Annotated in this window: 19 protein-coding genes and 1 tRNA gene; 3 read left to right on the plus strand and 17 right to left on the minus strand. The window is 72.4% G+C overall.

Annotation, left to right across the window (positions count from 1 at the left end; genetic code table 11):
* Positions 1–187 precede the first annotated feature (187 nt).
* The 15 genes from AC07AL_RS02455 to AC07AL_RS02525 form a co-directional block, all read right to left on the minus strand.
* Complete coding sequence (locus AC07AL_RS02455) at positions 188–1,597, minus strand: aspartate aminotransferase family protein (protein ID WP_363631516.1); 1,410 nt, start codon at positions 1,595–1,597, stop codon at positions 188–190.
* Complete coding sequence (gene dxs, locus AC07AL_RS02460) at positions 1,587–3,497, minus strand: 1-deoxy-D-xylulose-5-phosphate synthase (RefSeq protein WP_363585868.1); 1,911 nt, start codon at positions 3,495–3,497, stop codon at positions 1,587–1,589. The genes AC07AL_RS02455 and dxs overlap by 11 nt, the downstream gene beginning before the upstream one ends.
* Positions 3,498–3,623: 126 nt before the next feature.
* A complete protein-coding gene (hpnH, locus tag AC07AL_RS02465) occupies positions 3,624–4,652 on the minus strand; it encodes an adenosyl-hopene transferase HpnH (protein ID WP_063350100.1) in 1,029 nt (342 codons plus the stop codon).
* Between the two features lie 2 nt (positions 4,653–4,654).
* Entirely contained in the window at positions 4,655–5,335 is a 681-nt protein-coding gene (locus AC07AL_RS02470) for a phosphorylase family protein (RefSeq protein ID WP_350875555.1), read from the minus strand.
* On the minus strand, positions 5,332–7,416 hold the full coding sequence (gene shc, locus AC07AL_RS02475; RefSeq protein ID WP_363616924.1) for a squalene--hopene cyclase: 2,085 nt from the start codon (positions 7,414–7,416) through the stop codon (positions 5,332–5,334). The genes AC07AL_RS02470 and shc overlap by 4 nt, the downstream gene beginning before the upstream one ends.
* 7 nt (positions 7,417–7,423) lie before the next feature.
* Positions 7,424–8,512: a polyprenyl synthetase family protein gene (locus AC07AL_RS02480; protein ID WP_400805306.1), complete on the minus strand. Its 1,089-nt coding sequence runs from the start codon at positions 8,510–8,512 to the stop codon at positions 7,424–7,426.
* A 236-nt stretch (positions 8,513–8,748) separates the two neighbouring features.
* Positions 8,749–10,185 (minus strand): hydroxysqualene dehydroxylase HpnE, encoded by a 1,437-nt coding sequence (hpnE, locus tag AC07AL_RS02485; RefSeq protein WP_400805235.1) that lies wholly within the window; start codon positions 10,183–10,185, stop codon positions 8,749–8,751.
* 142 nt (positions 10,186–10,327) lie between these two features.
* Positions 10,328–11,185 carry a presqualene diphosphate synthase HpnD gene (hpnD, locus tag AC07AL_RS02490; protein ID WP_350875695.1) on the minus strand — a complete coding sequence of 286 codons (858 nt, stop codon included), beginning with the start codon at positions 11,183–11,185 and terminating at the stop codon, positions 10,328–10,330.
* Between the two features lie 41 nt (positions 11,186–11,226).
* Positions 11,227–12,207, minus strand: a complete 981-nt coding sequence (hpnC, locus tag AC07AL_RS02495; RefSeq protein WP_478316688.1) for a squalene synthase HpnC — start codon at positions 12,205–12,207, stop codon at positions 11,227–11,229.
* 258 nt (positions 12,208–12,465) lie between these two features.
* The gene (locus AC07AL_RS02500) at positions 12,466–13,275 is read right to left on the minus strand and encodes an ABC transporter ATP-binding protein (protein WP_350875547.1); all 810 of its coding nucleotides are present in this window, start codon (positions 13,273–13,275) and stop codon (positions 12,466–12,468) included.
* Entirely contained in the window at positions 13,268–14,209 is a 942-nt protein-coding gene (locus tag AC07AL_RS02505) for an ABC transporter permease (protein ID WP_363585864.1), read from the minus strand. The genes AC07AL_RS02500 and AC07AL_RS02505 overlap by 8 nt, the downstream gene beginning before the upstream one ends.
* Positions 14,210–14,345: 136 nt before the next feature.
* Positions 14,346–15,245, minus strand: coding sequence for a glycosyltransferase family 2 protein (locus tag AC07AL_RS02510; protein ID WP_363585863.1), 900 nt, complete (start codon positions 15,243–15,245; stop codon positions 14,346–14,348).
* Positions 15,242–15,979: a CDP-alcohol phosphatidyltransferase family protein gene (locus AC07AL_RS02515; protein ID WP_363585903.1), complete on the minus strand. Its 738-nt coding sequence runs from the start codon at positions 15,977–15,979 to the stop codon at positions 15,242–15,244. Before AC07AL_RS02515 ends, AC07AL_RS02510 begins: the two co-directional genes overlap by 4 nt.
* 91 nt (positions 15,980–16,070) lie before the next feature.
* On the minus strand, positions 16,071–17,132 hold the full coding sequence (locus AC07AL_RS02520; protein WP_063350092.1) for an iron-containing alcohol dehydrogenase family protein: 1,062 nt from the start codon (positions 17,130–17,132) through the stop codon (positions 16,071–16,073).
* Entirely contained in the window at positions 17,120–17,875 is a 756-nt protein-coding gene (locus tag AC07AL_RS02525) for a phosphocholine cytidylyltransferase family protein (protein ID WP_363616914.1), read from the minus strand. The genes AC07AL_RS02520 and AC07AL_RS02525 overlap by 13 nt, the downstream gene beginning before the upstream one ends.
* 493 nt (positions 17,876–18,368) lie before the next feature.
* Here AC07AL_RS02525 and idi point away from each other — a divergent pair, with 493 nt between their 5' ends.
* Complete coding sequence (gene idi, locus AC07AL_RS02530; protein WP_350875539.1) at positions 18,369–19,025, plus strand: isopentenyl-diphosphate Delta-isomerase; 657 nt, start codon at positions 18,369–18,371, stop codon at positions 19,023–19,025.
* A 32-nt stretch (positions 19,026–19,057) separates the two neighbouring features.
* Here idi and AC07AL_RS02535 read toward each other — a convergent pair whose 3' ends face one another.
* Complete coding sequence (locus AC07AL_RS02535; protein ID WP_400805300.1) at positions 19,058–19,585, minus strand: ATP-binding protein; 528 nt, start codon at positions 19,583–19,585, stop codon at positions 19,058–19,060.
* A 384-nt stretch (positions 19,586–19,969) separates the two neighbouring features.
* Here AC07AL_RS02535 and AC07AL_RS02540 point away from each other — a divergent pair.
* Together AC07AL_RS02540 and AC07AL_RS02545 are read left to right on the plus strand one after the other, a co-directional pair.
* Positions 19,970–20,054, plus strand: a tRNA-Leu gene (locus AC07AL_RS02540).
* Between the two features lie 339 nt (positions 20,055–20,393).
* Positions 20,394–22,067, plus strand: coding sequence for an APC family permease (locus AC07AL_RS02545; RefSeq protein ID WP_363585862.1), 1,674 nt, complete (start codon positions 20,394–20,396; stop codon positions 22,065–22,067).
* A 130-nt stretch (positions 22,068–22,197) separates the two neighbouring features.
* Here AC07AL_RS02545 and AC07AL_RS02550 read toward each other — a convergent pair whose 3' ends face one another.
* Complete coding sequence (locus AC07AL_RS02550; RefSeq protein WP_363585861.1) at positions 22,198–23,187, minus strand: class I SAM-dependent methyltransferase; 990 nt, start codon at positions 23,185–23,187, stop codon at positions 22,198–22,200.
* Positions 23,188–23,537 lie beyond the last annotated feature (350 nt).

A 23,537-nucleotide genomic window follows, 5' to 3' on the forward strand; every position in this document is an offset into this window, starting at 1 on the left:
GTGTTTTCCCCCCCTTTTTCCCCCCTTTGGTTTTCGTTTTGTCCGTCGATCCCCCCCGAACGGAGCCGGGCCAGTTGTCCCCCGGGGGGGGGGGACTCCCCCCCCCCCCCCCCCCCACTCCCGGGGCACTTCCGCAACACTTCCGCACCGCCACCGAGCACCCACCCAGAGCCGGCCCGGAACCGGCTCAGCGGCTGCCGACCGCCTGCTTCACCAGCGTCCGCCCGAAGTCCCACATCAGCCCGCTCCCCCGGTGAGCGTCATCCATGATGTCGGTGAAGGCGTCCACGAACCGGTCGACGTCGCGCTCCGTGATGATCAGCGGCGGGATCAGCTTGATCACCTCCAGGTGGTCACCGGACACCTGGGTCAGGATCCGGTGCCGCTGGAGCAGCGGGACGACCACCATCTGGGCGAACAGCCCCTTGCGCGCGGCTTGCAGGGCCGTCCAGCCGGTGCGCAGCTTGAGCGACTTGGGCCGGCCGAACTCGATGCCGATCATCAGCCCCCGGCCGCGCACCTCGGCGAGCAGCTCGTACCGGTCGACCAGCGCGGCCAGCCGCTCGCGCAACTGGTCGCCGACCTGACGCGCGTTCTCCACCACCTTCTCCTCGCGCATCACCTCCAGGGTCGCCAGTCCGGCCGCCATCGCCTGGGCGTTGGCGCCGAAGCTGGCCGAGTGCACCAGCACCCGGTCCATCGAGGAGTACACCTTCTCGAAGATCCAGCTCTTGCCGAGCGTCGCCCCGACCGGCACGTAGCCGCCGGAGAGCGCCTTGGCCGCGCAGACCAGGTCGGGCAGCACGCCCTCCTCGTGCTGGTAGGCGAAGAACTCGCCGGTACGGCCGATCCCGGTCTGCACCTCGTCGCAGATCAGCAGCGCCCTGTGCTCGTGCAGCAGGGCCTGCGCGGCGCGCAGCCAGCCGGGCGGCGGCGCCAGGACGCCCTTGCCCTGGATCGGCTCGACGATCAGGGCCGCGACATCGCCGCGCCTCAGCTCCTTGGCCAGCGCGCCGAGGTCGCCGAGCGGGATGGCGGTGTCCGGCAATAGCGGGTCGAAGCCCTTGCGGAAACCGCTCTCCCCGTTGACGGAGAGCGAGCCGGTGGTCAGCCCGTGGAAGGCGTGGTCGGCGTACAGGACGCGCCTGCGGCCGGTGGCGTACCGGGCGAACTTGAGCGCGGTCTCCACCGCCTCGGTGCCGCTGTTGCCGAAGAACACCCGGTCCAGCCCGGGCGCGTACGAGAGCAGCCGCTCGGCGAGCAGCCCGGGCAGCGGCGAGCAGTCGAAGCGGACCAGGTCCGGCAGGTCGAGGTCCATCACCTGCTGGATCGCCGACCGCACGACCGGGTGGTGGCGGCCCAGCGCGAAGATGCCGAAGCCGGCCAGCATGTCGAGGTACTCGTTGCCCTCGGCGTCGTAGAAGTACGGGCCCTTGGCGCGCTCGTAGTACTTGTCGAACCCGATGGTGTGCAGCATGCGCGGCAGCTGCGGGTTGAGGTGGCGGCCGTGCAGCTCGTACCGCTCGGCGCCGCGTTCGGCGATCAGCGCGGCGAGGTCGAAGCTGGCGGCGGCGGTGCGGTCGGGGTCAGCCGGCATGGCGCTGGTTCGCTCCTCGGTTCGGTAGCAGGTTCTTGGCGAAGACGGCGGTCTGCGCGGCGACTCCGGTGCCGGTCAGGCCGGTCTCCTCCAGGATCTCCCCGCGGGCGGCGTGGCCGAGGAACTCCTGCGGCAGGCCGAGCACCCGCACCGGCACGTCCACGTCGGCGTCGCGCAGCGCCTGGGCGACGGCGGCGCCGACGCCACCGGTGCGGCCGTTGTCCTCGACGGTGACGACCAGCCGGTGGGCGGCGGCCAGTTCCGGCAGGGCCGGGTCGACCGGTTTGACCCAGCGGGGGTCGACCACGGTCGCGGTGAAGCCCTCGGCGAGCAGCAGCCGGGCGGCGTCCAGGCAGGCGGCGGCGGTGGTGCCGACCGCGACCAGGAGGATCTCCGACGGCCGGCCGGTGCGCAGCAGGACGTCCATCCCGCCGATCCGCTCGACGGCCGGCACGGCGGGCCCGATGGTGGCCTTGGGGAAGCGGACCACGGTGGGGGCGTCCGCGACCTCGACGGCCTCGCGCAGCTGGGCCCGCAGCTGGTCGGCGTCGCGCGGGGCGGCGAGCCTGAGGCCCGGGACGACCTGCAGGATCGACATGTCCCACATGCCGTTGTGCGAGGCGCCGTCGCTGCCGGTGACCCCGGAGCGGTCGAGGACGAAGGTGACACCGAGCCGGTGCAGGGCGACGTCCATCAGGACCTGGTCGAAGGCCCGGTTCAGGAAGGTCGCGTAGACGGCGACGACCGGGTGCAGGCCGCCGGTGGCGAGGCCGGCGGCGGAGGTGACGGCGTGCTGCTCGGCGATGCCGACGTCGAAGGTGCGTTCCGGGAAGGCCTTGGCGAAGCGGGCCAGGCCCACCGGTTGGAGCATGGCCGCGGTGATCGCCACCAGGTCGGGCCGCTCGGCTCCGAGCGCGACCAGCTCGTCGCCGAACACCGAGGTCCAGGACACTCCGCCGCTGGGCGAGATCGGCAGGCAGGTGTACGGGTCGATCGGGTTGACGGCGTGGAAGCGGTCGGCCTCGTCCTGTTCGGCGGGCCGGTAGCCGCGTCCCTTGACGGTGAGGCAGTGCACGATGACGGGGCCGCCGAAGTTGCGCGCCTGGCGCAGCGCCTGTTCGACGGCGCCGAGGTCGTGGCCGTCGATCGGCCCGAGGTACTTCAGCCCGAGGTCCTCGAACATGCCCTGTGGCGCGAAGGCGTCCTTGAAGCCCTTCTTGGCCCCGTGCAGCGCGTCGAAGATCGGCTGGCCGACGAGCGGGGTGCGCTGCAGCGCGCCCTTGCCGAGGGCGAGGAAGCGTTCGTACCCCTGGGTGGTACGCAGGGTGGCCAGGTGGTTGGCGAGGCCGCCGATGGTCCTGGCGTAGGAGCGCTCGTTGTCGTTGACGACGATGACCAGCGGCCGGTCGCGGGCCTCGGCGATGTTGTTGAGCGCCTCCCAGGCGAGCCCGCCGGTGAGCGCGCCGTCGCCGATCACCGCGACGGTGTGCCGGTCGTGCTGGCCGAGCAGTCGGGCGGCCTTGGCGAGGCCGTCGGCGTAGGACAGGGCGGTGGAGGCGTGCGAGTTCTCGACCAGGTCGTGTTCGGACTCGCCGCGCGAGGGGTAGCCGGAGAGCCCGCCCTTCATCCGCAGCCGGGAGAAGTCCTGGCGGCCGGTGAGCAGTTTGTGGACGTAGCTCTGGTGACCGGTGTCGAAGACGATCCGGTCGTACGGGGAGTCGAAGACCCGGTGCAGGGCGATGGTCAGCTCGACCACGCCGAGGTTGGGCCCGAGGTGTCCGCCGGTGCGGGTGACGGCGTCGATCAGGAACGCGCGGATCTCGTCGGCGAGCAGCGGGAGTTCGACCGCCGGAAGCTTTCGCAGTTCGGCCGGGGACGTGACGCTGGAGAGCAGTGACATGGGTACACCTCACGACTCGGAGTGGTGCGGTGGTGCCGCCGCCCGGCGGGAGCGGGGCCGGCCCGGGCGCGGGGCCCGGGCCGGACGGGGTGTCCTCGGGAGCGGTGGCGCGGTCGAACGACCGGCTCAGTGGCCGCGGTTGGCGCCGATGGTCTCGGTGATGGCGCGCAGCGACTCCTTGAGCGAGCCCATGGTGGCGAGTACGGCGGTCGGCTCGTAGCCGCAGTGCGCCATGCAGTTGGCGCAGCGCGGGTCCTTGCCGCGGCCGTACTTGCTCCAGTCGGTCTTCTCGACGAGTTCGCGGTAGGTGGGCACGTAGCCGTCGGCCATCAGGTAGCAGGGCCGCTGCCAGCCGAACAGCGAGTAGTTGGGGATGCCCCAGGGGGTGCACTCGAAGTCGGCCTTGCCCTCCAGGAAGTCCAGGAAGAGCGGGCTGTGGTTGAGCCGCCAGCGGCTCCGGTTGCCGCCGGCGAAGGCCTTGCGGAAGAGCTCCCGGGTCTGGTCGACGCCGAGGAAGTGCTCCTGGTCGGGGGCCTTCTCGTAGGCGTAGGCCGGGGAGATCATCATCTCGTCGACCTTGAGCTCGTCGTTGAGGAAGTCCAGCACCTCGATGATGGTCTGCGGGGTGTCGGTGTTGAAGAAGGTGCTGTTGGTGGTGACCCGGAAGCCGCGCCGCTTGGCCTCCTTGATCGCCGCCACCGCCTCGTCGAAGGTGCCCTCCTTGGCCACCGACTCGTCGTGCCGCTCGCGCATGCCGTCGATGTGCACGGCGAAGGTGAAGTACGGCGAGGGCTTGAACTTGTCCATCTTCTTGCGCATCAGCAGCGCGTTGGTGCAGAGGAAGACGTACTTGCGGCGCTCGACGAGCTGGCGGACGATCTCGTCGATCTGCGGGTGCATCAGTGGCTCGCCGCCGGCGATCGAGACCATCGGGGCACCCGACTCCAGGACCGCGCCGACCGCCTGGGCCACCGGCATCCGCTGCTTCAGCACACCCGCCGGGTGCTGGATCTTGCCACAGCCCTCACAGGCGAGGTTGCAGGCGAACAGCGGCTCCAGTTCGACGATCAGCGGGAACTTGTCCCGGCGCTTGAGCAGCTTCTGCTGCATGAGGTAGGTGCCGACCCGCACGGTCTGGCGCAACGGCATGGCCATGGCTAGCTCGCCTCCTGGGGGAGCGTCGAGGATGTGGGGTGGTTCAGGTCCGCGGGGCCGGGCCGGGACTCCTGCCGGTACCAGTCGACCAGGGCGGGTACCGCCGCCCGCAGGGTCCGCCAGGCACGCACCCCCGCCGGGAGGGTTCCGAGCCGCAGCAGTTCGCGCTCGGGGGTGTCCACGACCACCCGCAGGACGGCGGCGGGCAGCGTCGGCCGCCGTTCCCGCAGCGCGGCCAGCACGGCGGCGGCCTCCATGTCGACGGCGAGCGCGCCCTGGAGGTGCAGGGCCCGCCGTTCGAGGCCGCGGACGACGTGGTCGGCGGTGTGGTGCACCCCGGCGTGCGCGGTCAGGCCGAGCTCCTTGAGGGCCCTGGCGAGCTCCGGTCCGGAGTCGACGGGGTACAGGTGCCCCTCCGCGTCGCGCACGCCGTCGGCGACCACGATGTCGCCCGGCAGCACGCCCGGGCCGACCGCGGCGCCGAAGCCGGCCACCACGACCGCGCCGTAGCCGCCGGGGGCGGAGCCGAGCAGCCGGCGGACGGTCAGCGCGGCCCGCCGCCGGCCCATGCCGGTGCGCACCAGCACCGGCGGCCCGCCGGCCGCGCCGCGCCAGTCGCCGCCGCGCAGCGCCCAGACCTCGGGGCCCAGCGCGCAGAGCACCAGCAGCGGTGCGGTGGTCACCGCGCCGCCCCGATCGCCGGGGTGTCGCCGTTCCTGCCGCCGAAGGCGGGGCTGCCGTGCAGGTAGCGGCCGAGCGCGGTGACCGGGAAGACCAACCGGTACAGGTGGTAGTTGATGGAGAAGTCCCACGGGAAGCCGGTGCCGGTGAACTGCGGCTCGTCCCAGGTGCCCTCGGGCAGCTGGGTGCGCACCAGCCAGTCCACGCCGCGTTCCACCGCCGGGTTGGCCCGGCCGTCCGGGCCCTCCCCGGCCGCGAGCAGCGCCATCAGCGCCCACGCGGTCTGCGAGGCGGTGGAGTCGCCGCGCCCGGCCCAGCGGGCCGGGTCCTCGTAGGAGCGCATGTCCTCGCCCCAGCCGCCGTCGGTGTTCTGCCGGTCCTCCAGCCAGCGGACGGCCCGCCGGATCGCCGGGTGCTCGTCCGGGACGCCGGCCGCGACCAGGGCGGGCAGCACCGAGCCGGTGCCGTAGATGTAGTTGGTGCCCCAGCGGCCGAACCAGGAGCCGTCCGCCTCCTGGTTGTGCAGCAGCCACTCGACGCCGCGCCGGGTGCGCCGGTCGCGGGCCCGGCCGGTCTCGGCGAGCATCTCCACCACGTGGGCGGTGACGTCGGCGGACGGCGGGTCGACCACCTCGCCGAAGTCGCAGAACGGCAGCTTGTTGGGCAGCGTGCTGGTGTTGTCGACGTCGAAGGCGCCCCAGGCCCCGTTCTTGGACTGCATGCCGAGGTTCCAGAGCACGCCGCGGTCCATCGCCGCATCGACCTTGGCCGGGTCGGGGTGGTCGACCCGGCCCAGCGCGAGCACCACCTCGGCGGTGTCGTCGATGTCGGGGTAGGTGTCGTTCTCGAACTCGAAGGCCCAGCCGCCGGGGGCCAGCGAGGGCCGCTGGACGGACCAGTCGCCGTCCTTGCGGATCTCCTCGCCGAGCATCCAGTCGACGGCCGAGACCAGCGCCGGGTGGTCGGCCGGCAGCCCGGCGTCGACCAGCGCGATGGTGGCCAGGCAGGTGTCCCAGACCGGGGACTGGCAGGCCTCCAGCCAGCGGCGGCCGTCCTCGGTGTGCACGGTGAAGCGGTCGAAGGAGGAGAGTCCGGCCTTCATCACCGGGTGCTCCAGCTCGTAGCCCTCCAGGTGCAGGGCGATCAGCGAGTACACGGCCGGCGGCTGGATGCCGCCCCAGCAGCCGTCGGCCTCCTGCCGTTCGACGATCCAGCGGCAGGCCTGCGAGACGGCGAGCCGGCGCAGCGGGCGCAGGGCCCGGTGGTGGTAGGCGTGCAGGACCTTGTCGAGGCGCTCGAAGAGGCCGTCCCAGCTGGTGGCGGGGGCGAGCGGCCGGTCGGGGTAGGGGTGGTCCGGGTCGGTGTGCAGCTCGGTGAGCGGGAAGGGCGCCGGACGGACGGGGCGGTGGGCCGAGACGACGGTCAGCGGGACGATGGTCTGGCGGGCCCAGCAGCCGAAGGCGTAGATGTTCAGCGGCAGCCACTTGGGCAGGAAGATGATCTCGGGCGGCATCTCGGGGAGCCGTTCCCACGGCCACCAGCCGAAGAGCGCGAGCCAGATCCGGGTGAAGACCCGGGCGGCCGCGATGCCCCCGGCGGAGCGGACGTACCGCGCGGCGGCCACCATGTGCGGGGCCTCGGGGTCGTCGCCGGCGAGTTTGAGGGCGACGTACGCCTCGACGGTGGTGGACAGTTCGGCCGGCCCTCCGTGGAAGGTGGCCCAGGTGCCGTCCTCCCGTTGCTGGGACCGGATCCACTCGGCGGTGGCCTTGGTCTGGTCCTCGGTCCGGATCCCGAGGAACTGCCGCAGCAGTAAGTCCTCGGCGTCCATCGTGACGTTGGTCTCCAGGTCGCCCTTCCACCAGCCCTCGGAGCTCTGCAGCGAGAGCAGGTGGGTGGTGGCACGGGCCAGGGCCTCCTGCGCGTCGGCCGCTCCGAGGTCCGCCTCACCGGCCGGCCGGAGCTGGTCGGTGTCTTCGGGCTGCCACCGCCCGGCGCCCAGCAGGGTCGGGGGGCGGTCGCCCACCGCGACCGGCTCGGAATCGTACTCAGGGTCGAGCCGGCCGTCCGCGGTTGCTGTCAACGTAACGTCACCTCTCTCGTACCACCACGAATTCGGCGAGTGCGACGAAGTGCTCGCGCACCTCGTCGGACATGGGCACCTCGTCCAGGGCGGCGAGGGCAGTCGTGTGCTGGCGGCGGGCTTCCTCCTGGGTCCAGGCGCGGCCGCCGGCCTCTTCGATCAGCGCGGCCCGGGCGGCGAGCTCGGGCTCGCCCTCCTCGCCGCGGCCCTTCGGGTCGGCCAGCTGCTCGGCGAGCCGGCGCGAGGCCGCGCCGCCCTCGGCCAACGCGGCGGCGACCGGCAGGGACTTCTTGCGCTGGCGCAGATCGCCCCAGTGCGGCTTGCCGGTGACCTCGGTGGCGCCCCAGATGCCGAGCAGGTCGTCCACCGCCTGGAAGGCCAGGCCCAGGTGGTGGCCGTAGCGCTCGAGCGGTTCGGAGACCTTGTCGTCGGCCCCGGCCAGGACGGCGCCGATCGCCGAGGCGGCCGCCAGCAGCGCCGCGGTCTTGCCGCCCTCCATCTCCAGGCACTCGGCGACGGTGACGCTGTCGCGCTGTTCGAAGGCGACGTCCATGGCCTGGCCGTCGATCAGTCGGCGGGTCGCCGTGGTGAGCAGCCGGACGGCCCGCGCGGCGTCGGTGGGGCTCGTACCGCCGGGCACCGCGGCGTCGAGCAGCACCTCCGTGCCGAGCGTCGCCAGGGCGTCGCCGACCAGGATCGCCTGAGCCGGACCGAAGACCGTCCAGGCGGTGGCCCGGTGCCGCCGGGTCTCGTCACCGTCCATCAGATCATCATGGAGCAGGGAGAAGTTGTGCACCAGTTCAACCGCGACCCCGCCCGGCACGCCGACCTCGGCGGCGGCGCCGGTGGCCCGGGCGGAGAGCAGGGCCAGGGCGGGGCGCACGGCCTTGCCGCCGTCGCCCTTGGACGGAGTGCCGTCCCGGTCGATCCAGCCGAAGTGGTACGCGGCGACGGTGTCCATCGGTGCGGCCAAACGGGCGACGGCGGACCGTAGCGGCGGGGTGCAGAGCGTGCGGCTGCGGGCCAGCAGCTCCGGCACCGAGACCGGTTCGGCGTGCGCCGTGCCTCCGACGGCGCTGCCGGTGCGTGACTCCACGTGCGTTCCCTCTCCCTCGTGGTGCCGGACCGCCCGGGGCTGCCGGGTGCTTGCGCTGTCGGTGCGGCTGGTGTCGATGTGGCCGGTGTCGGTGCGGCCGGTGTCGATGCGGCTCGGGTCGGTGCGGCTGGTGCCGGTGTCACCGCTGTCAGTGCCGCCGGTGCGGCCGGTGTCGTTCCCGCCGCGGTCGACGGGAGGCCCGCCGGCTCTGGCGGGGTCCCCGGCGGCGCCCGCCGTCACCGGGGCCACCTCCCGTCGCCCCGATCCACCGGGAGCCGGCTGCCGGCCGCGGCGAGCGCCGCGTCGGCCGCGGCGTGGCCGCTGCGCACGGCCCCCTCCATGGTCGCGGGCCAGCCGGTGGCCGTCCACGCGCCGGCCAGCAAGAGGCCGGGGACGTCCGTGCGGGCCGACGGGCGCAGCAGCGCGCTGCCGGGCGCCGGGTCGAAGGTGGCGGTGCGCTCACGGGTGACGAAGAAGTCCAGCACCTCGGCCCCGGCGGCGGCCGGGAGCAGCCGTGCCAGCTCCGGCAGGTACCGGCGGCGCAGCTCGGCGACCGGCAGGTCGATCTCGTCCTGGACGGCGGACTGCGAGAGCGCCAGGTACTGGGCTCCGGGGTGGGCCCGGCCGAGCCCGGTGCCGGCCAGGCCGGAGTGCGCGGTGCGGTCGAAGACCCACTGCACCGGGGAGCCGAGGGCGGCGAAGAACGGCCGCCGCAGCACCTTGCGGTCGTAGACCACGTGCACGTTGAGGATCGGCGCGGTGCCGAAGTCGGCCAGCCGGTCCTGGCCGGGGAGGGCGTTCGGGGGCAGCAGGGCGGCCGCGCTGTCCTGGGCGCCGGCCAGCACGACGGTCTCGGCGGCGAGCGGCTCCGCGTCGCCTTCCAGATGGACGGCGTGCTGGGGCACCGCCGGCTTGAGCTCCGCGACGCGGGCGCGCAGCAGCACCTTCACGCCGGCGCGTTCCAGCTCGGCGAGCGCCCGGTCGTGGTGGATCACGCCGAGCGGGACGGCGGCCGTGCCGATGTCGGAGGCGCCCGGGTCGGAGAGCAGGCCGGTCTTGAAGACCATCGCCGCCAGCGCCAGCGACACCTGGTCGGCCCGGGCGTTCAGGGTGGCGACGCCGACCAGGTCCCAGAGCGCGGCGAGGGTGTTCGCGTTCTGCCCGTTGCGGCGCAGCCACTCGCCGAAGGAGATCTCGTCCAGTGCCGGGTCGGCGAGGTCCAGGCCCTGGAGCGCCAGCGCGCCGCGGACCACCCGGGCGCGGTCGGCCGGCCCGAGGTGCGGGTAGCGGGCGAGGCTGCCGGCCAGGTGCAGCGGGACGGGCAGGCCGGCCCGGCGCAGCCGCCCGAGGGTGCGCACCGGGGCCGCGTCCGGCCCGGAGACGGAGAGCACCGGGACGTCCAGCCGGTCCTGCAGGTGGACCAGCCGGGCGGCGCCGAGCCGCTCCAGCAGGCCGCGGTAGGCGGTGCAGCAGCGCAGGTACACGTGCTGGCCGTTGTCGACGGTCAGCTCGCCGCGCTGGAAGGAGAACGCCAGCCCGCCGAGCCTGGGCCGCCCCTCGACCAGCGTGACCCGGTGGTCGGCCTCGGCCAGCCGCAGCGCGGCGGTGATCCCGGCCAGGCCGCCGCCGACCACCACGGCGGCCGGGCGCGCGGCATCGGCTCGCCCGGTCATCGGCCCTCCCCCTCGCGATTGCTGGACCGCCCTGCGGCGGTCGCTCCGGCCGGCACGCTCGTGACCGGCCCGGTCGTGGTCAACACTGCCCTGCCCGCTTGTGATTCCCCGCTGACACAGCGTGACAGAACTGCGGTGAGAATCAAGAACGCCCCCCGGCGAGCCCGGAAAGCGCGACGTACGCCTTCTCCCAGCCCGGCAGCGAGACCCGGCCGCGCAGTACGGACTCGGGGTCGGCGGCGATCCGGCCGAGCAGCCGGTGGTAGATCCCCGCCATCGCGGCGGTGCAGGCCCGGCTGCGGCGGTCGAGCATGGGCAGCAGCCGCAGGCCCTCCTCGAAGGCGGCCTGGGCGCGGGCGGCCTCGAAGGCCACCAGGCCGGTGAAGTCGGCGCCGACCGGCGGCCTGGGCAGCGCGAAGCCCTGCTCGCAGCCGAACCGGGCCAGGTCCTCGGCGGGCAGGTAGGTGCGGCCGTTCAGGGCGTCCTCGCGCAGGTCGCGCAGGATGTTGGTGAGCTGCAGGGCCAGGCCCAGGGTGTCCGCGTAGCCCGCGCCGCGCTCGGGGTCGTCGCAGCCGTACACGCCGAGCGAGAGCCGGCCGACCGAGCCGGCCACGCAGCGGCAGTAGACCTTCAGTTCCTCGTAGGTCTGGTACTCGGCGCCCTTGAGGTCCATCTCGACGCCGTCGATCAGTTCGTCGAAGCCGCCGAGCGGGATCGGGAAGCGCCGGGCCGCGTCGGCCAGGGCGACCTTGATCGGGTCAGTGTCGTCCTCGGCGACCGCCCCGGCGCGGACCTCGTCCACCAGTTCCCGGGTGCGCACCAGCGCCTCGGCCTTGCGGTCGGACGGGAGGTCCCCGTCGCCGATGTCGTCGACCCGGCGGGCCAGGGCGTACAGGGCCGACATGGCCAGCCGCTTGGGTTCGGGCAGCAACCGGATGCCGTAGCTGAAGTTGCGTGCCTGAAGTCCGGTGACTGCCTCGCAGTACCGGTACGCCGCCATGACCTGGGCCGACGCCAGTGGTGATGCCGCCACTCGGGCGTTCACCTTCCCTTCGCGAAGATGGCCGCCGCCTTCGCTGCGAGGCGGCGCTTGTCAGGCTTCGCCTGCTGCGCGAGCACGTCGTACCCGGCGTCCTCGATGGCCGCCAGGGCCGCGTACCCGCCGGCGGTGAATCCCGCCAGGAGCAGTCGAAGCCTCCCCCGAACCGTACCTACCAATGGCGCGCCGCGGTCGAGCAGGGTGCGGGCCCGCTGCACCTCGAAGGCGATCAGCTCGCGCACCGGGCCGCCGGCGGTGGGAGCGGCGAGGTCCGCCTCGGTGACGCCGAACCGGGCGAGGTCCTCGGCGGGGAGGTAGATCCGCCCGTGGGCGAGGTCCTCGGCGACGTCCTGAAGGTGTTCGACCACCTGGAGGGCGCTGCAGATCGCGTCGGACAGCTCGATCCGCTCGGGGGTGGAGACGCCGGCGATGGCCAGCACCAGGCGGCCGACCGGGTCGGCGGAGAGGGTGCAGTAGCCGATCAGGTCGTCGTAGCCGGCGTAGCGGGTGGTGGTCTGGTCCACCCGGTTGGCCTCGATCAGGCGGCGGAACGGCTCCGGGGTGAGCCCGTGCCGGTCGACCAGCGGCACGAGGCTGCGCAGCAGCGGGTGGCGGGGGCCCTCGGCGGCTCCCGGGTGGAACGCCGCCTCGAAGACCCGGTCGAGATCGTGCTCCAGTCCGTCCAGCAGTGCGAGGCGGAAGGCGACCTGCCGCGGAGTCGGCGGGCCGGACTGGGCCGAAGGGGTGGCGGGAGGCGTGGCCTCGACCCCGAGCAGGGCGGCGGTGGCGGCCGGATCGGCCAGGTCGCCGTCGCCGGCGTCGTCGACCAGCCGGGCGTAGCCGTAGACGGCCATCAGGTCGTCGCGCCAGGCCGCGGGCAGGAAGAACGGGGCGACCGGGAAGTTCTCCGCGCCCGCCTTGTCCAGGGTCTCCCCCGCGGAGCGGTTCACCGACGTATCTCTGGGCTGGGCCGAAGCCGACACTGCTGTCACTCCCCCGTTCTACACCGCTGGGCATCACCGGCCCGACTCGGACACGCGTCCGAGCGGGGGCGCCACCTCCGGCACACCGCCCCCGCGCATACAGCCTGACACCACGGGGCGCGCCGGAGAAGAGCGCCCCGCCCGGCGCACGGGGGCGCTCACCCCCGCGGCGGCGGGCCACCCGGGGTACCGGCGGGGGCGCACGAACAGGGGGCCGGCCCCGGAAACCCCGGAACCGGCCCCCTGGACGGCCTGCTGCTACGGGCGCTCGCCGCGCTCGTAGCGGCCGACGACCTCTTCGGTCGGGCCGTCCATGATCAGCTCGCCGGCCTCGATCCAGATCGTCCGCTCGCAGACCTCGCGGATCGAGCTGTTGTCGTGGCTGACCAGGAAGACCGTACCGGCGGACTTGCGCAGTTCGTCGATCCGCTTCTTGCTGCGCTGCTGGAACGCCTGGTCGCCGGTGGCCAGCGCCTCGTCGATCAGCAGCACGTCGTGGGTCTTCGCGGCGGCGATGGCGAAGCGCAGGCGAGCGCCCATGCCGGAGGAGTACGTGCGCATCGGCAGCGAGATGAAGTCGCCCTTCTCGTTGATGCCGGAGAACTCGACGATGTCCTGGTAGCGGCTGCGCACGTCGGCCGGCGCCATGCCCATCGCCAGGCAGCCGAGGATGACGTTGCGCTCACCGGTGAGCTCGTTCATCAGCGCCGCGTTCACGCCCAGCAGCGAGGGCTGGCCGTTGGTGTAGATGCCGCCCTTCTCGGTCGGCAGCAGGCCCGCGATCGCGGCCAGCATGGTCGACTTGCCGGAGCCGTTGGAGCCGATCAGGCCGATCGCCTCGCCCTTGTAGGCGGTGAAGCTGACGCCGCGCACGGCGTGCACCTCGCGCACGCCCGCGGAGCGCTTGCGGCTGATGATGCGGCTCAGCGCCGAGGTGGCGCTGCCCTTGCCGGAGCCGGCGCCGTGCACCCGGTAGACGATGTGCACGTCGTCGACGACGACGGTGGGCTCGCGGGCGACGTCCGCGTCCCGGATGGTGTCCAGCTTGCTCAGTTCGACGTCAGCCACGGCCGTACTCCTCCTCGGCCTTCCAGAAGAAGACGTATCCGATCACGAACATCACGACCGCCCACCCGATGGCGTAGGTCCACTGGTGGTGCGGAAGTACCTGGTGCTGGGGCTGGTGCGGGTTGTAGATGATCGGCGCGAAGGCGTGCCGGAGCAGGTCCATGTAGACCGACGCCGGGTTGAGGGACATCAGCGTCTGGATGTAGTCCGGCCATTCCTTGATCTTGTCCTCGATGCTGAACATCACGCCGGACAGGAACATCCAGGCCCGCATCACGAAGGGGATCAGCTGGGAGATGTCGCTGGTCTTGGAGCCGAGCCGCGCCATGACCAGGGCGATGCCCGTGTTGAACATCATCTGCAGCAGCAGGGCCGGGATGATCAGCAGCCAGGTCCGGCCCGGCTTGATGCCGCTGACCAGCACGGTGCCGACCAGCACCACCATCGAGATCAGCAGCTGCTGGAGCTGGATCACGGTGAACGCGATCGGCAGCGAGGCCCGGGGGAAGTGCAGCGCCCGGATCAGCCCGAGGTTGTCGGCGATCGCCCGGGTGCCGGACTGCACCGCGTTCTGGGTGAACTGGAAGACGAAGACGCCGATGCAGAGCCAGGCGATGTAGGTGTCCGGCGGGAAGTTGTCCTTGCTCTTCAGGATCACACCGAAGACCAGGTAGAACACCGCGCAGTTCAGCAGCGGCGTCACGACCTGCCACAGCTGGCCGAGCTTGGCGTCGGTGTACTGGGCCACCAGGCGGGCGGTGGCGAAGGCCCAGATGAAGTGGCGCCGGGCCCAGAGCTGCTTGGTGTAGGAGATCAGGCCGGGCCGCCTGCCGCTCACGGCCAGGCCGTACTTGTCCGCAAGCTGCTTGGGGGTCAGGCCCGCGTCCACCCCCCTGGGGGATGAGAGGCTGACGGGTTCACTCACTGTCGACACATTCGTCCTTCACGCGGGATCGGTCGGGGCGGCCGGTCGACGGGGGTCCGCCGGCCTTGCGCCGATGGGGATCCACTGGATCACGGGGAGAGTCCGGCCGGTGTGTGGTCACCGGCCGCAGCGATCGATCATTCGATCAGATGACCGGTGGCCGGCCCAGCCTGGTCAATCGCCAAACGGTACGCCATCGCATGGGCCGCCGCGGACCGCAGGGTTCGCGCCAGCCCGCCCGGAACCCGCCCCACCAGGCCTTCAGCGCCTCCGAGGAGGGGCGGCGGGCCAGGGTCAGCAGGAACCAGGTTCCCAGATAGAGAGGCACCAACAGGGCCGGAAGGTTCCGTCTGGCGAGCCAAACCCTGTTACGGGCAATGTTGTGGAAGTAGGTGGCGTGCCGGGCGGGCGAGGTCGTCGGGTGGTGCAGCACCACGTCCGCGCGGTAGTCGATGGCCCAGCCGGCGTCCGCCGCGCGCCACGCGAGGTCGGTCTCCTCGTGGGCGTAGAAGAACTCTGCGGGCAGCTGCCCGGCCTGCTCGAACACCGCGCAGCGCACGGCGGTCGCGCCACCCAGGAAGGTGGTCACCCGGGACGAGCGCAGCGGGTCGCTGGCGCGCAGCCGGGGGACGTGCCGGCGCTGGGTCACGCCGGTGTCGGGGTCGGCGATCCGGAAGGCCACGATGCCCAGCTCCGGGTCGGCGGTGAAGGCCTCGCGCAGCAGGCGGGCCGAGTCGGTGCGCGGCAGGTGCCCGTCGTCGTCCAGGAAGAGGACGGCGTCCACGTCCCGGCCGTCGCGGCCGAACAGCTCGATGCCGACGTTGCGCCCGCCCGGGATGCCGAGGTTCTCCGGCAGCTCGACGCTGCGCACGCCCTCCGGCAGCGGCGGCAGCTGGGCGCCCTGGCCCACCACGGCCAGCTCGACCGCCGCGCCCTCCTGGGCGCGCACCGATTCGATCAGGGCGGCCAGTTCCTCGGGGCGGTTGCCCATGGTAATGATGACGGCTCCGAGGCGGAAGCTCTCCGCGCTGGTCGGGGCGCTCATCGCAGCCTGCTGGAGAGGACGATGCTCAGCAGGTGCAGCACGGTCTGCAGCATGGCGATCGCCGCCAGCGCCACCACCGCGACCCGGGTGAAGAACAGCCCGCCGTGGACGGCGTCGGCGATCCCGGCCGCGAGGATCAGCAGCGAGGCCTCGACCGCACCGACCAGTCGGTGGAACTTCAGGAAGGAGGCCGCCCGGCGGGCCTTGGCCACCGAGGACGAGCGCGGCACCGAGGCGCTGTCCTCGACCGCCGTCAGGCCGCTGCGGGCCCGGGCCACGTCCACCAGGTCCGTCTCGGACTTGATCAGGATCGCGCCGAGCGCGGCCAGCGTGCCCAGGAACGCCCACTCCCAGTGCGAGCCGCCGCCCTCGCGGTGCAGCAGGTCGGTGGCGCGCAGGCCCAGCCCCGTGAGCAGGGCCGCCTCGGACATGTAGTGGCCGACCCGGTCCAGGTAGACGCCGGTGAGCGAGGTCTGCCGGCGCCAGCGGGCCACCTCGCCGTCCACGCAGTCCAGCAGCAGGTAGACCTGGATCAGCAGGGCCCCCAGGACCGCGCCCGCGATGCCCGGCACGACCAGCGCGGCGCCGGCCAGGACGCCGGTGAACATCATCAGGTACGTCAGGCCGTTCGGCGTGATCGCCGTCACGGTGGAGAGCACGCGGGTGATCCGCAGCGAGATCCGCCGCATGTACAGGCGCCCGGCCCAGTGCTCGGCGCTGCGGCGCTGGAGCATGCCCTCCGGGTGGATCACCGCGCGCAGTTCCTCGATCGAGGGCCGGCGGGTCAGGTCCACCGGGGGCCGCTCGGCGCCCGCGGTGGAGGGGTCAGCTGTTGACGGCTTGGACATAGTCGGCGTACGCGTCCCTGATTGCTGAGGGGGAGAGGTCGAGGTGCTCAAGGATGGTGAAGCGCCCCGGGCGGGTGTTCGGAGCGTAGTGCACCGCGTCGGTGAACTCCGCCTCGGTGAAGCCGATCTGAGCTGCGGTCACCGGCAGCCCGTGGCTCGCCAGGCGCTCCACGATCAGACCGGTCAGCTCGCGCTCGCCCCGCAGGAAGCTGGCGAACGCGGCGCCGAGGCCGACCTGTTCGCCGTGCTGGGCGGAACGCTTGGGGTACAGCACGTCCAGGGCATGCGAGATCTCGTGGCAGGCGCCCGAGGAAGGCCGGGTGCTGCCCGCGATGTTCATCGCGATGCCGGACAGTACCAGGGCTTCCGCGAGGGCCGTGAGGAGGTCCTGATCCTGAGTGTTACCTGGGTGCCGCAGCAGGTTCTCGCCGGCCGAGCGGGCCATCGCCACGGCCAGGCCGTCCACCGGCTCGCCGGTGACCGCGTGCGACAACTCCCAGTCCGCGCAGGCGGAGATGTTGGAGACCACGTCGCCGATGCCGGCTGCCACGAAACGCGGCGGGGCCTGCCGGATCACATCCAGGTCGACGATGATGCCGATCGGGCTGGGCACCCCGTAGGAGCCGCGGCCGGCGTCGTTGTCGAGCGTGGAGACCGGCGAACAGATGCCGTCGTGGGCCAGGTTGGTGGCGACCGCGACCAGCGGCAGTCCGACCCGGGCGGCGGCGTACTTGGCGGCGTCGATGATCTTGCCACCGCCGAGGCCGACCATCGCGTCGTAGTGCCCGCCGCGCACCGACTCGGCCAGGCGCACCGCGCTGTCCAGGCTGCCGTCGTCCACGTTGTACCAGTCGGCGCCGGGCAGGGCCGGCTCCAGGCGCCGGCGCATCGCCGCTCCCGAGCCGTTGCTGATCGCCACCGCGATCCGGCCCGAGGCGGACAGCCGCTGGTCGGCGAGGATGCCGCCGAGCGCGTCCAGCGCGCCCGGGCGGACCTCGACGAACAGCGGCGACGGAACCAGCCGGGTCAGTACTGGCACGCGATCTCCCGCGCCTTCGCCAGGTCGTCGTGGTTGTCGACCTCGACCCAGGAGACCTCGCCGATCGGCTGCACGTCGATCCGCAGGCCGCGGTTGACCATCTCCTGGTAGCCGTCCTCGTAGTACAGCTGCGGGTCGCGCTCGTAGGTGGCGCGCAGCGCGTCGGTCAGGTCGACGGCGGCGGCGGGGTTGATCACGGTGACGCCGATGTACTCGCCGGTGGCCTCGGTCGGGTCCATCAGCTTGGTGATGCGGCGCATGCCGGCGGCCGGGTCGACGACGACCTTCATCTCCTCGTCAGCGAGCTTCTTCACCGTGTCGAGGGCCAGCAGGATGCCGGGGGCGGTGCCGGCCTCGACGAGGCGCCGGTTGCCCTCCAGCATGGTGCGCTGCACGGACGCCGGGTGCACGGTGTCGCCGTTGGCCAGCAGCAGGCCCTCGGCGAAGAGCTCGCGGGCGCACCAGAGCGAGTACGCGTTGTTCCACTCCTCGGCCTTGTCGTTCTCGACCAGGTGGAGCTTGACGCCGTACTTGCTCTCCAGGGCGTCCTTGCGGTCGTACACCGCCTCCTTGCGGTAGCCGACGACGATCGCCGCCTCGCGGATGCCGACCTCGGCGAAGTTGCCGAGGGTGAGGTCCAGCACGGTCCGCTCCCCGTCGACCGGCACCAGCGCCTTGGGCAGGGTGTCGGTGTACGGGCGCAGCCGGCGGCCGGCGCCGGCTGCCAGAACGAGGCCGATCATGCGGGGTCTCCTGATCCGTCGTGCGGTGCGCGGGGCGGTGCGCGCGGGGTGCCGGGGCACCGGCTTTCCGTCCGGCCGGGCCGCGAATCGGCGCGCCGGTGCCGCCGCGAGTGCGGGCACCGTGCCGTAAGCGATGGTAGGCGACCCGGGCGGCCGGCCCGAACGCGGCCGGGGGCTGCGAGGTGACGGGAGGGTGGCGAAGGAGTGATCGAACGCGCGGGCGAGGCAACGATCGAACGCGAGGGGAACGGATACCGAACAGTCCTGCTATTCCGATGACCCTTCCGGGAACGTATCGGGCCCATCTCTGCCCGGAATCGACCTGCCGACGGTCATGATCCGCCCGGTTGTGCGTGGGACCCGTACCCACCGCCACCCATACGGCAGACTGGAGCCCGACGCCGGCGCCGGTGCCCCCGCTGCGTCCGCTGCACCCGGTGTACCGGACGTACCCCGATGCTTCCGTTGCTCCCCCCCTCCCGAAAGAGGCCCCATGCCCCAGAGCCTGCCGACCAACCCGACACACTTCGACTCCGAGATCGACACCGGTCTCGACGTCGAGACGGACGTGACGGTCGCCCCGGGGGCCTCGACCGGGACCGCCGGCGCCGGTCCCGAGATCCTGCTGGAACTGGTCGACGACGAGGGCGTCACCACCGGCACCGCCGAGAAGCTCTGGGCACACCAGCAGCCCGGCCGCCTGCACCGCGCGTTCTCGGTGTTCCTCTTCGACCGCCAGGGGCGGCTGCTGCTCCAGCGGCGGGCGCTCGGCAAGTACCACTCCCCCGGCGTCTGGTCGAACACCTGCTGCGGCCACCCGTACCCGGACGAGCCGCCGTTCGTCGCCGCCGCCCGCCGCACCGCCGAGGAACTCGGCATCGCGCCGGCGCTGCTCTGCGAGGCGGGCACGGTCCGTTACGACCTGCCGGACGAGGCCTCCGGGCTGATCGAGCGGGAGTGGAACCACCTGTTCGTCGGGCTGGTGACCGCGCCCGTCGAGCCCAACCCCGACGAGGTGGACGACTACGCCTTCGTGACCGCGCAGGAGCTGCGGGAACTGCGCGCCGAGCGGCCGTTCTCGGTGTGGTTCGAGACGGTCTTCGAGGCGGCGCTGCCGGGGATCCGGGAGATCGCCGGGCGGGACTGGTAGGCGGGCGGGACCGGTCGGCGGGCCCGCGGCGCTCAGTCGTCGGTCTCCGGGGGGACGGGCAGCGAGGCCCAGATGACCTTGCCGCCCTCCCCCGTCCGCTCCACGTCGCACACCCCGCCGGCCTGCAACGTCACGCTCTTCACCAGCAGCAGGCCGCGGCCGCCGGTCCGCCCGGTGTCGCTCTCCAGCGCCTTCGGCCGGTACGGGTCACCGTCCTCGACCGACACCCGGACCCAGCCCCGGCGGACCGCCAGCTCGGTCGTCACCTCCGGCGACAGCTTCGCCGCGTGCGTCACCGCGTTGCTCACCAGCTCCGAGACGATCAGCAGCACGTCGTCCACCAGCTCCTGGTAGCGCACCCCGGCCATCCCCTGGGCCAGCAGGCGGTCACGGACCGCGTGCCGGGTCAGCGGCACCGAGGCCTCCTCGGCCGGCACCGGGAAGCGCCACACGCCCTCGACCGGTCCGGCGGGTGCGCGTTCCGGCCCGGCGCGTCTCGGCTCGGCGCGTGCGCGCTCCGGCCCGGCGCGTCTCGGCTCGGCCTTCGCCGCCCCGCTGATCTGCTCCACGTCCAGCCGCCCTTCGTCCGCGACCCGGGGGTGTCCGCGACCCGGGAATCAGGCGTTCCGCTCATGGCGCCCTCGATCCACAGAGGCTAGGAGAGGCACCGACGGGACCGTGGCACCGTCGACAACTTGCCCGTGTCGGACCGCTTCCGGCCGGAACGGACCGCAGCCACCGCCGGGGTCGACCGTTTCCTTCGCGCTCGCCACCACTTCGGCCGGGGTTCGCGCACCGTGGCGACCCATCCCAACCAGCCCGACCACCCCTGCCGACCCGGACGTCCCCCCACCCGGGGAAACGCAGGTGAGAAGCACTCCAGAACCCTGGTAATGTTCTCTCTGTCGCCGAGGGGGCGAGAAAAACCCCGAAGCACACACCCTGTCCGGGTGGCGGAATGGCAGACGCGCTAGCTTGAGGTGCTAGTGCCCTTTATCGGGCGTGGGGGTTCAAGTCCCCCCTCGGACACAACCGAATTCCCCGTGGGATCCGAAAGGAACCCGCGGGGAATTTCTTTTTCCCGGCGCGCCGCCGCCGTCCACGGGTTCTCGCGGGTTCTCCCGGATTCTCCCTGCGGACCGGGTGGCCGCCGCGGCGCTCGCGACCCCCCGCAACCGCTGTGACCCAGGCGACTTCTGCGGCTGTCGTGACCCGGAAAGCGGACACGAGATGGCAACGATCGGACAGTTTGAGCTTCCCTTGAGGTATTCGCCCCTTTTGGCCCCATAGGCTGTCTCCGTTTGTCCGGAAACCAGCACAAAAACCACGACACCACCCGATGAAACCCCGAGCGAGAGGACCGATACGTTGAGTGAGCCAGAGTCTCCGACGGCATCACATCAGAACTACCGGCGATCGCTCGGCACCATCAGCCTGACCGCCGTGGGGCTCGGATCCATCATCGGATCCGGGTGGCTGTTCGGCGCCGAGCGCGCCGCCCGGCTGGCCGGCCCCGCGTCGATCCTGGCCTGGGTGATCGGGGCCGCGGTGGCACTGACCATCGCGCTCACCTACAGCGAGCTCGGGTCGATGTTCCCCAAGGCCGGCGGCATGGTCCGGTACGGCCAGTACTCGCACGGCTCGCTGGCCGGCTACCTCGCCGCCTGGGCCAACTGGATCGCCATCGTCTCGGTCATCCCCGGCGAGGCCACCGCCTCCGTCCAGTACATGAGCTCCTGGCACTTCGGCTGGGCGCAGGGGCTGTACAACGGCAAGGAACTCACCCTGAGCGGGGTGGCACTGGCCAGCGTGCTGCTGGTCGGCTACTTCGTCCTCAACTGGTTCGCCATCACGATGTTCGCCAAGACCAACACGGCGATCACCGTCTTCAAGGTCATCGTCCCGACCCTGACCGCCGGCGCGCTGCTGTTCGCCCACTTCGACACCGCCCACTTCACCGACCACGGCGGCTTCGCGCCGAACGGCTGGAGCGCCGTGTTCACCGCCGTCGCGGTGTCCGGCATCGTCTGGGCCTTCAACGGCTTCCAGTCCCCGCTCAACCTGGCCGGCGAGGCCCGCAACCCCGGCAAGTCGCTGCCCAAGGCCGTCATCGGCTCGATCCTGATCGCCCTGGTGATCTACGTCGCGCTGCAGATCGCCTTCCTCGGTGCCATCCCGGCCGCCGACCTGTCGCACGGCTGGAGCAGCCTCGCCTACACCTCGCCGCTCGCCGACCTCGCGATGGTCTGGGGCCTCAACTGGCTCGCCCTGCTGCTGTACGCGGACGCCTTCGTCTCCCCCAGCGGCACCGGCATGATCTACGCCGCCACCACCTCGCGCATGATCCACGGCGTGCAGGAGAACGGCCACCTGCCGAAGATCTTCGGCAAGGTCGACGCCAAGACCGGCATCCCGCGCCCGGCCCTGGTGCTCAACCTGGTGGTCGCCTTCCTGTTCCTCGCGGTCTTCCGCGGCTGGGGCTCGCTGGCCGAGATCGTCTCGGTCGCCACCGTGATCTCGTACGTCACCGGCCCGGTCGCCGTGATGGCACTGCGCCGCCTCGCCCCGGACCTGCCCCGGCCGGTCCGGCTGCGGGCCATGCCGGTCATCGCCCCCGTGGCGATGGTGTTCGGCTCGCTGGTCCTGTACTGGGCCCGCTGGCCGCTCACCGGCAAGGTCATCCTGCTGATGGCCGCCGGTCTGCCGATCTGGGCCTGGTACGAGCTGCGCAAGCCGTGGGCCGAGCTGAAGCCGCACCTGAAGGCGGGCGCCTGGATGGTCGCGTACCTGTTCGTGATGGCCGGTGTCTCCTGGGCCGGCAGCACCGACTTCGGTGGCCAGGGCTACCTGCCCGAGGGCTGGGACCTGCTGGTCGTCGCGGCCATCGCGCTGGCCTTCTACCACTGGGGCGTCGCCAGCGCCTGGGCCAACCCGTCCCTGGCCGCCGTCCGGCGCGAGCTGGCCGAGGAGGCCGCGGCCGGCGAGGGCGCCGACGGCCCTGCGGGCTCCGGGCGGGAGCCGCGGGAGGCCTCGCGGGCCTGAGGGAGCGTGCAACGCCGAAGGGTCGGTCGAGTCGTCGACCGGCCCTTCGGCGTTGACGGGGGCCGGATGGGACAGGACGGGGCGGGGTGCCGGGTCCCGGTCGGACCCGTCGGCCGTCGGGGGGCGGCCGTCAGCCGCGGCGGGCGCGGCGGATGACGGCGGTGACGACCGGGGGGAGCAGGTCGCGGGCGGCGCGCTTGGCGACATTGGCCGGGCGGCGCAGTTCGGCGGCGCGGGCCCGGCGGGCGGCGAGGTCGCGGGCGGCCTCCTCCTGGGCCTCCTGGGCCGCCCGGCGGGACTGCGAGGCCTCGTTCCGGGCCGCCTCGGAGGTCAGCCGCCGGTGGTGGCGGGAGGGGCGGAACGCGTCGATCCCGTCCGAGCTTCCGGTCATCCGGAGCACCTGCTGCCCGTTCAGGGTCTCGGAGCTGAGGTAGCAGCCCTCGGCGAGGTCCACCCGGTCGAGCAGGTCGCGCTGGAACGGCTCCGGATCCCCCCAGGTGCCGTAGAACTTGCACTCGGTCAACATGATCGGCTTGAGCCCGTGGTTGAAGACCGCGCCCCAGGTCGCGGCGGCCACGCCCGGGGTGTGCTGCGAGCGGTAGTCGTCCAGGACGACGACACCCTGGTCCTGGAGCGCGACCCGGGCCACCTGGAGGTCGCCCACGACGTGCTCGTACAGGTGCGAGGCGTCGATGTGGATGAAGCGGAACGTGCCCGCCGCGATCCGCCCGCCGGCCAGGACGGAGGTCGGGGCCTGGATTATCTCCGGCAGTTCCTCGTGGAAGGCGAGGTAGTTGACCTCGAAGGCCGAGCGGGTCAGCGACTTCCGGTAGGAGATGTCCATCTCGGCCGCGTTCTCGTCGTCCGGCGCGTCCGAGTCGAAGAGGTCACAGACGGTGAAGGACTCGCCGGGCTGGAGGTGCTCGCCGATCACGATCGCGCTGCGGCCCAGGTACGCACCCATCTCCAGCAGGTCGCCGGTGACCCCGGTCTTCTCCTGCCGTCCCATGAACCAGTCGAACGAGTGCCGGTCATGCTCCCAGAACCAGCCCGGAACGTCGTCCAGCACGGCTGGTTCGGCAGGCCGCTGCGACTCGTCCTTCAACGCGGCATCGGTCACGGGATGCTCCTTATGCGGTACGGATGACCTGCGGATTTGAGCCAGATCTCAGCCCGGTGGCAGCCCCCGCCCGACCGTGGGACACGCTGGTCCCGGACCATGTGCACCACTACGAACCACTGGCAACAGTAGTGCCTCACCGCTGAGTTCGCTGCAATCTACAGCGGTGCCCGCGGGCGTGAGGAGCTTTTCGCGCAATGATTTTCGCGGACCGTCGTTTCGCTGCCGGAGGGTGAACACGGAGCCTTCGGGACGGTTCGTCCGGTGTCCCGCGGCGGCGGACCACGGGGGGGGGGGGGGGGGGGGGGGGGGGGGGCCGACGGGGGGGGGGGGGGGGGGGGGTGGAGGTG

This window comes from Kitasatospora sp. NPDC043949 (assembly GCF_056435365.1).

Excerpts from the sequence above, each read along its gene's own strand:
- AC07AL_RS02510 (WP_363585863.1), bottom strand. The coding sequence starts at position 15,245 with ATGAGCGCCCCGACCAGCGCGGAGAGCTTCCGCCTCGGAGCCGTCATC.
- AC07AL_RS02525 (WP_363616914.1), bottom strand. The coding sequence starts at position 17,875 with ATGATCGGCCTCGTTCTGGCAGCCGGCGCCGGCCGCCGGCTGCGCCCG.
- AC07AL_RS02455 (WP_363631516.1), bottom strand. The coding sequence starts at position 1,597 with ATGCCGGCTGACCCCGACCGCACCGCCGCCGCCAGCTTCGACCTCGCC.
- hpnE (WP_400805235.1), bottom strand. The coding sequence starts at position 10,185 with ATGACCGGGCGAGCCGATGCCGCGCGCCCGGCCGCCGTGGTGGTCGGC.
- idi (WP_350875539.1), top strand. The coding sequence starts at position 18,369 with ATGCCCCAGAGCCTGCCGACCAACCCGACACACTTCGACTCCGAGATC.
- hpnD (WP_350875695.1), bottom strand. The coding sequence starts at position 11,185 with ATGGCGGCGTACCGGTACTGCGAGGCAGTCACCGGACTTCAGGCACGC.
- dxs (WP_363585868.1), bottom strand. The coding sequence starts at position 3,497 with ATGTCACTGCTCTCCAGCGTCACGTCCCCGGCCGAACTGCGAAAGCTT.
- hpnH (WP_063350100.1), bottom strand. The coding sequence starts at position 4,652 with ATGGCCATGCCGTTGCGCCAGACCGTGCGGGTCGGCACCTACCTCATG.
- AC07AL_RS02515 (WP_363585903.1), bottom strand. The coding sequence starts at position 15,979 with ATGCTCCAGCGCCGCAGCGCCGAGCACTGGGCCGGGCGCCTGTACATG.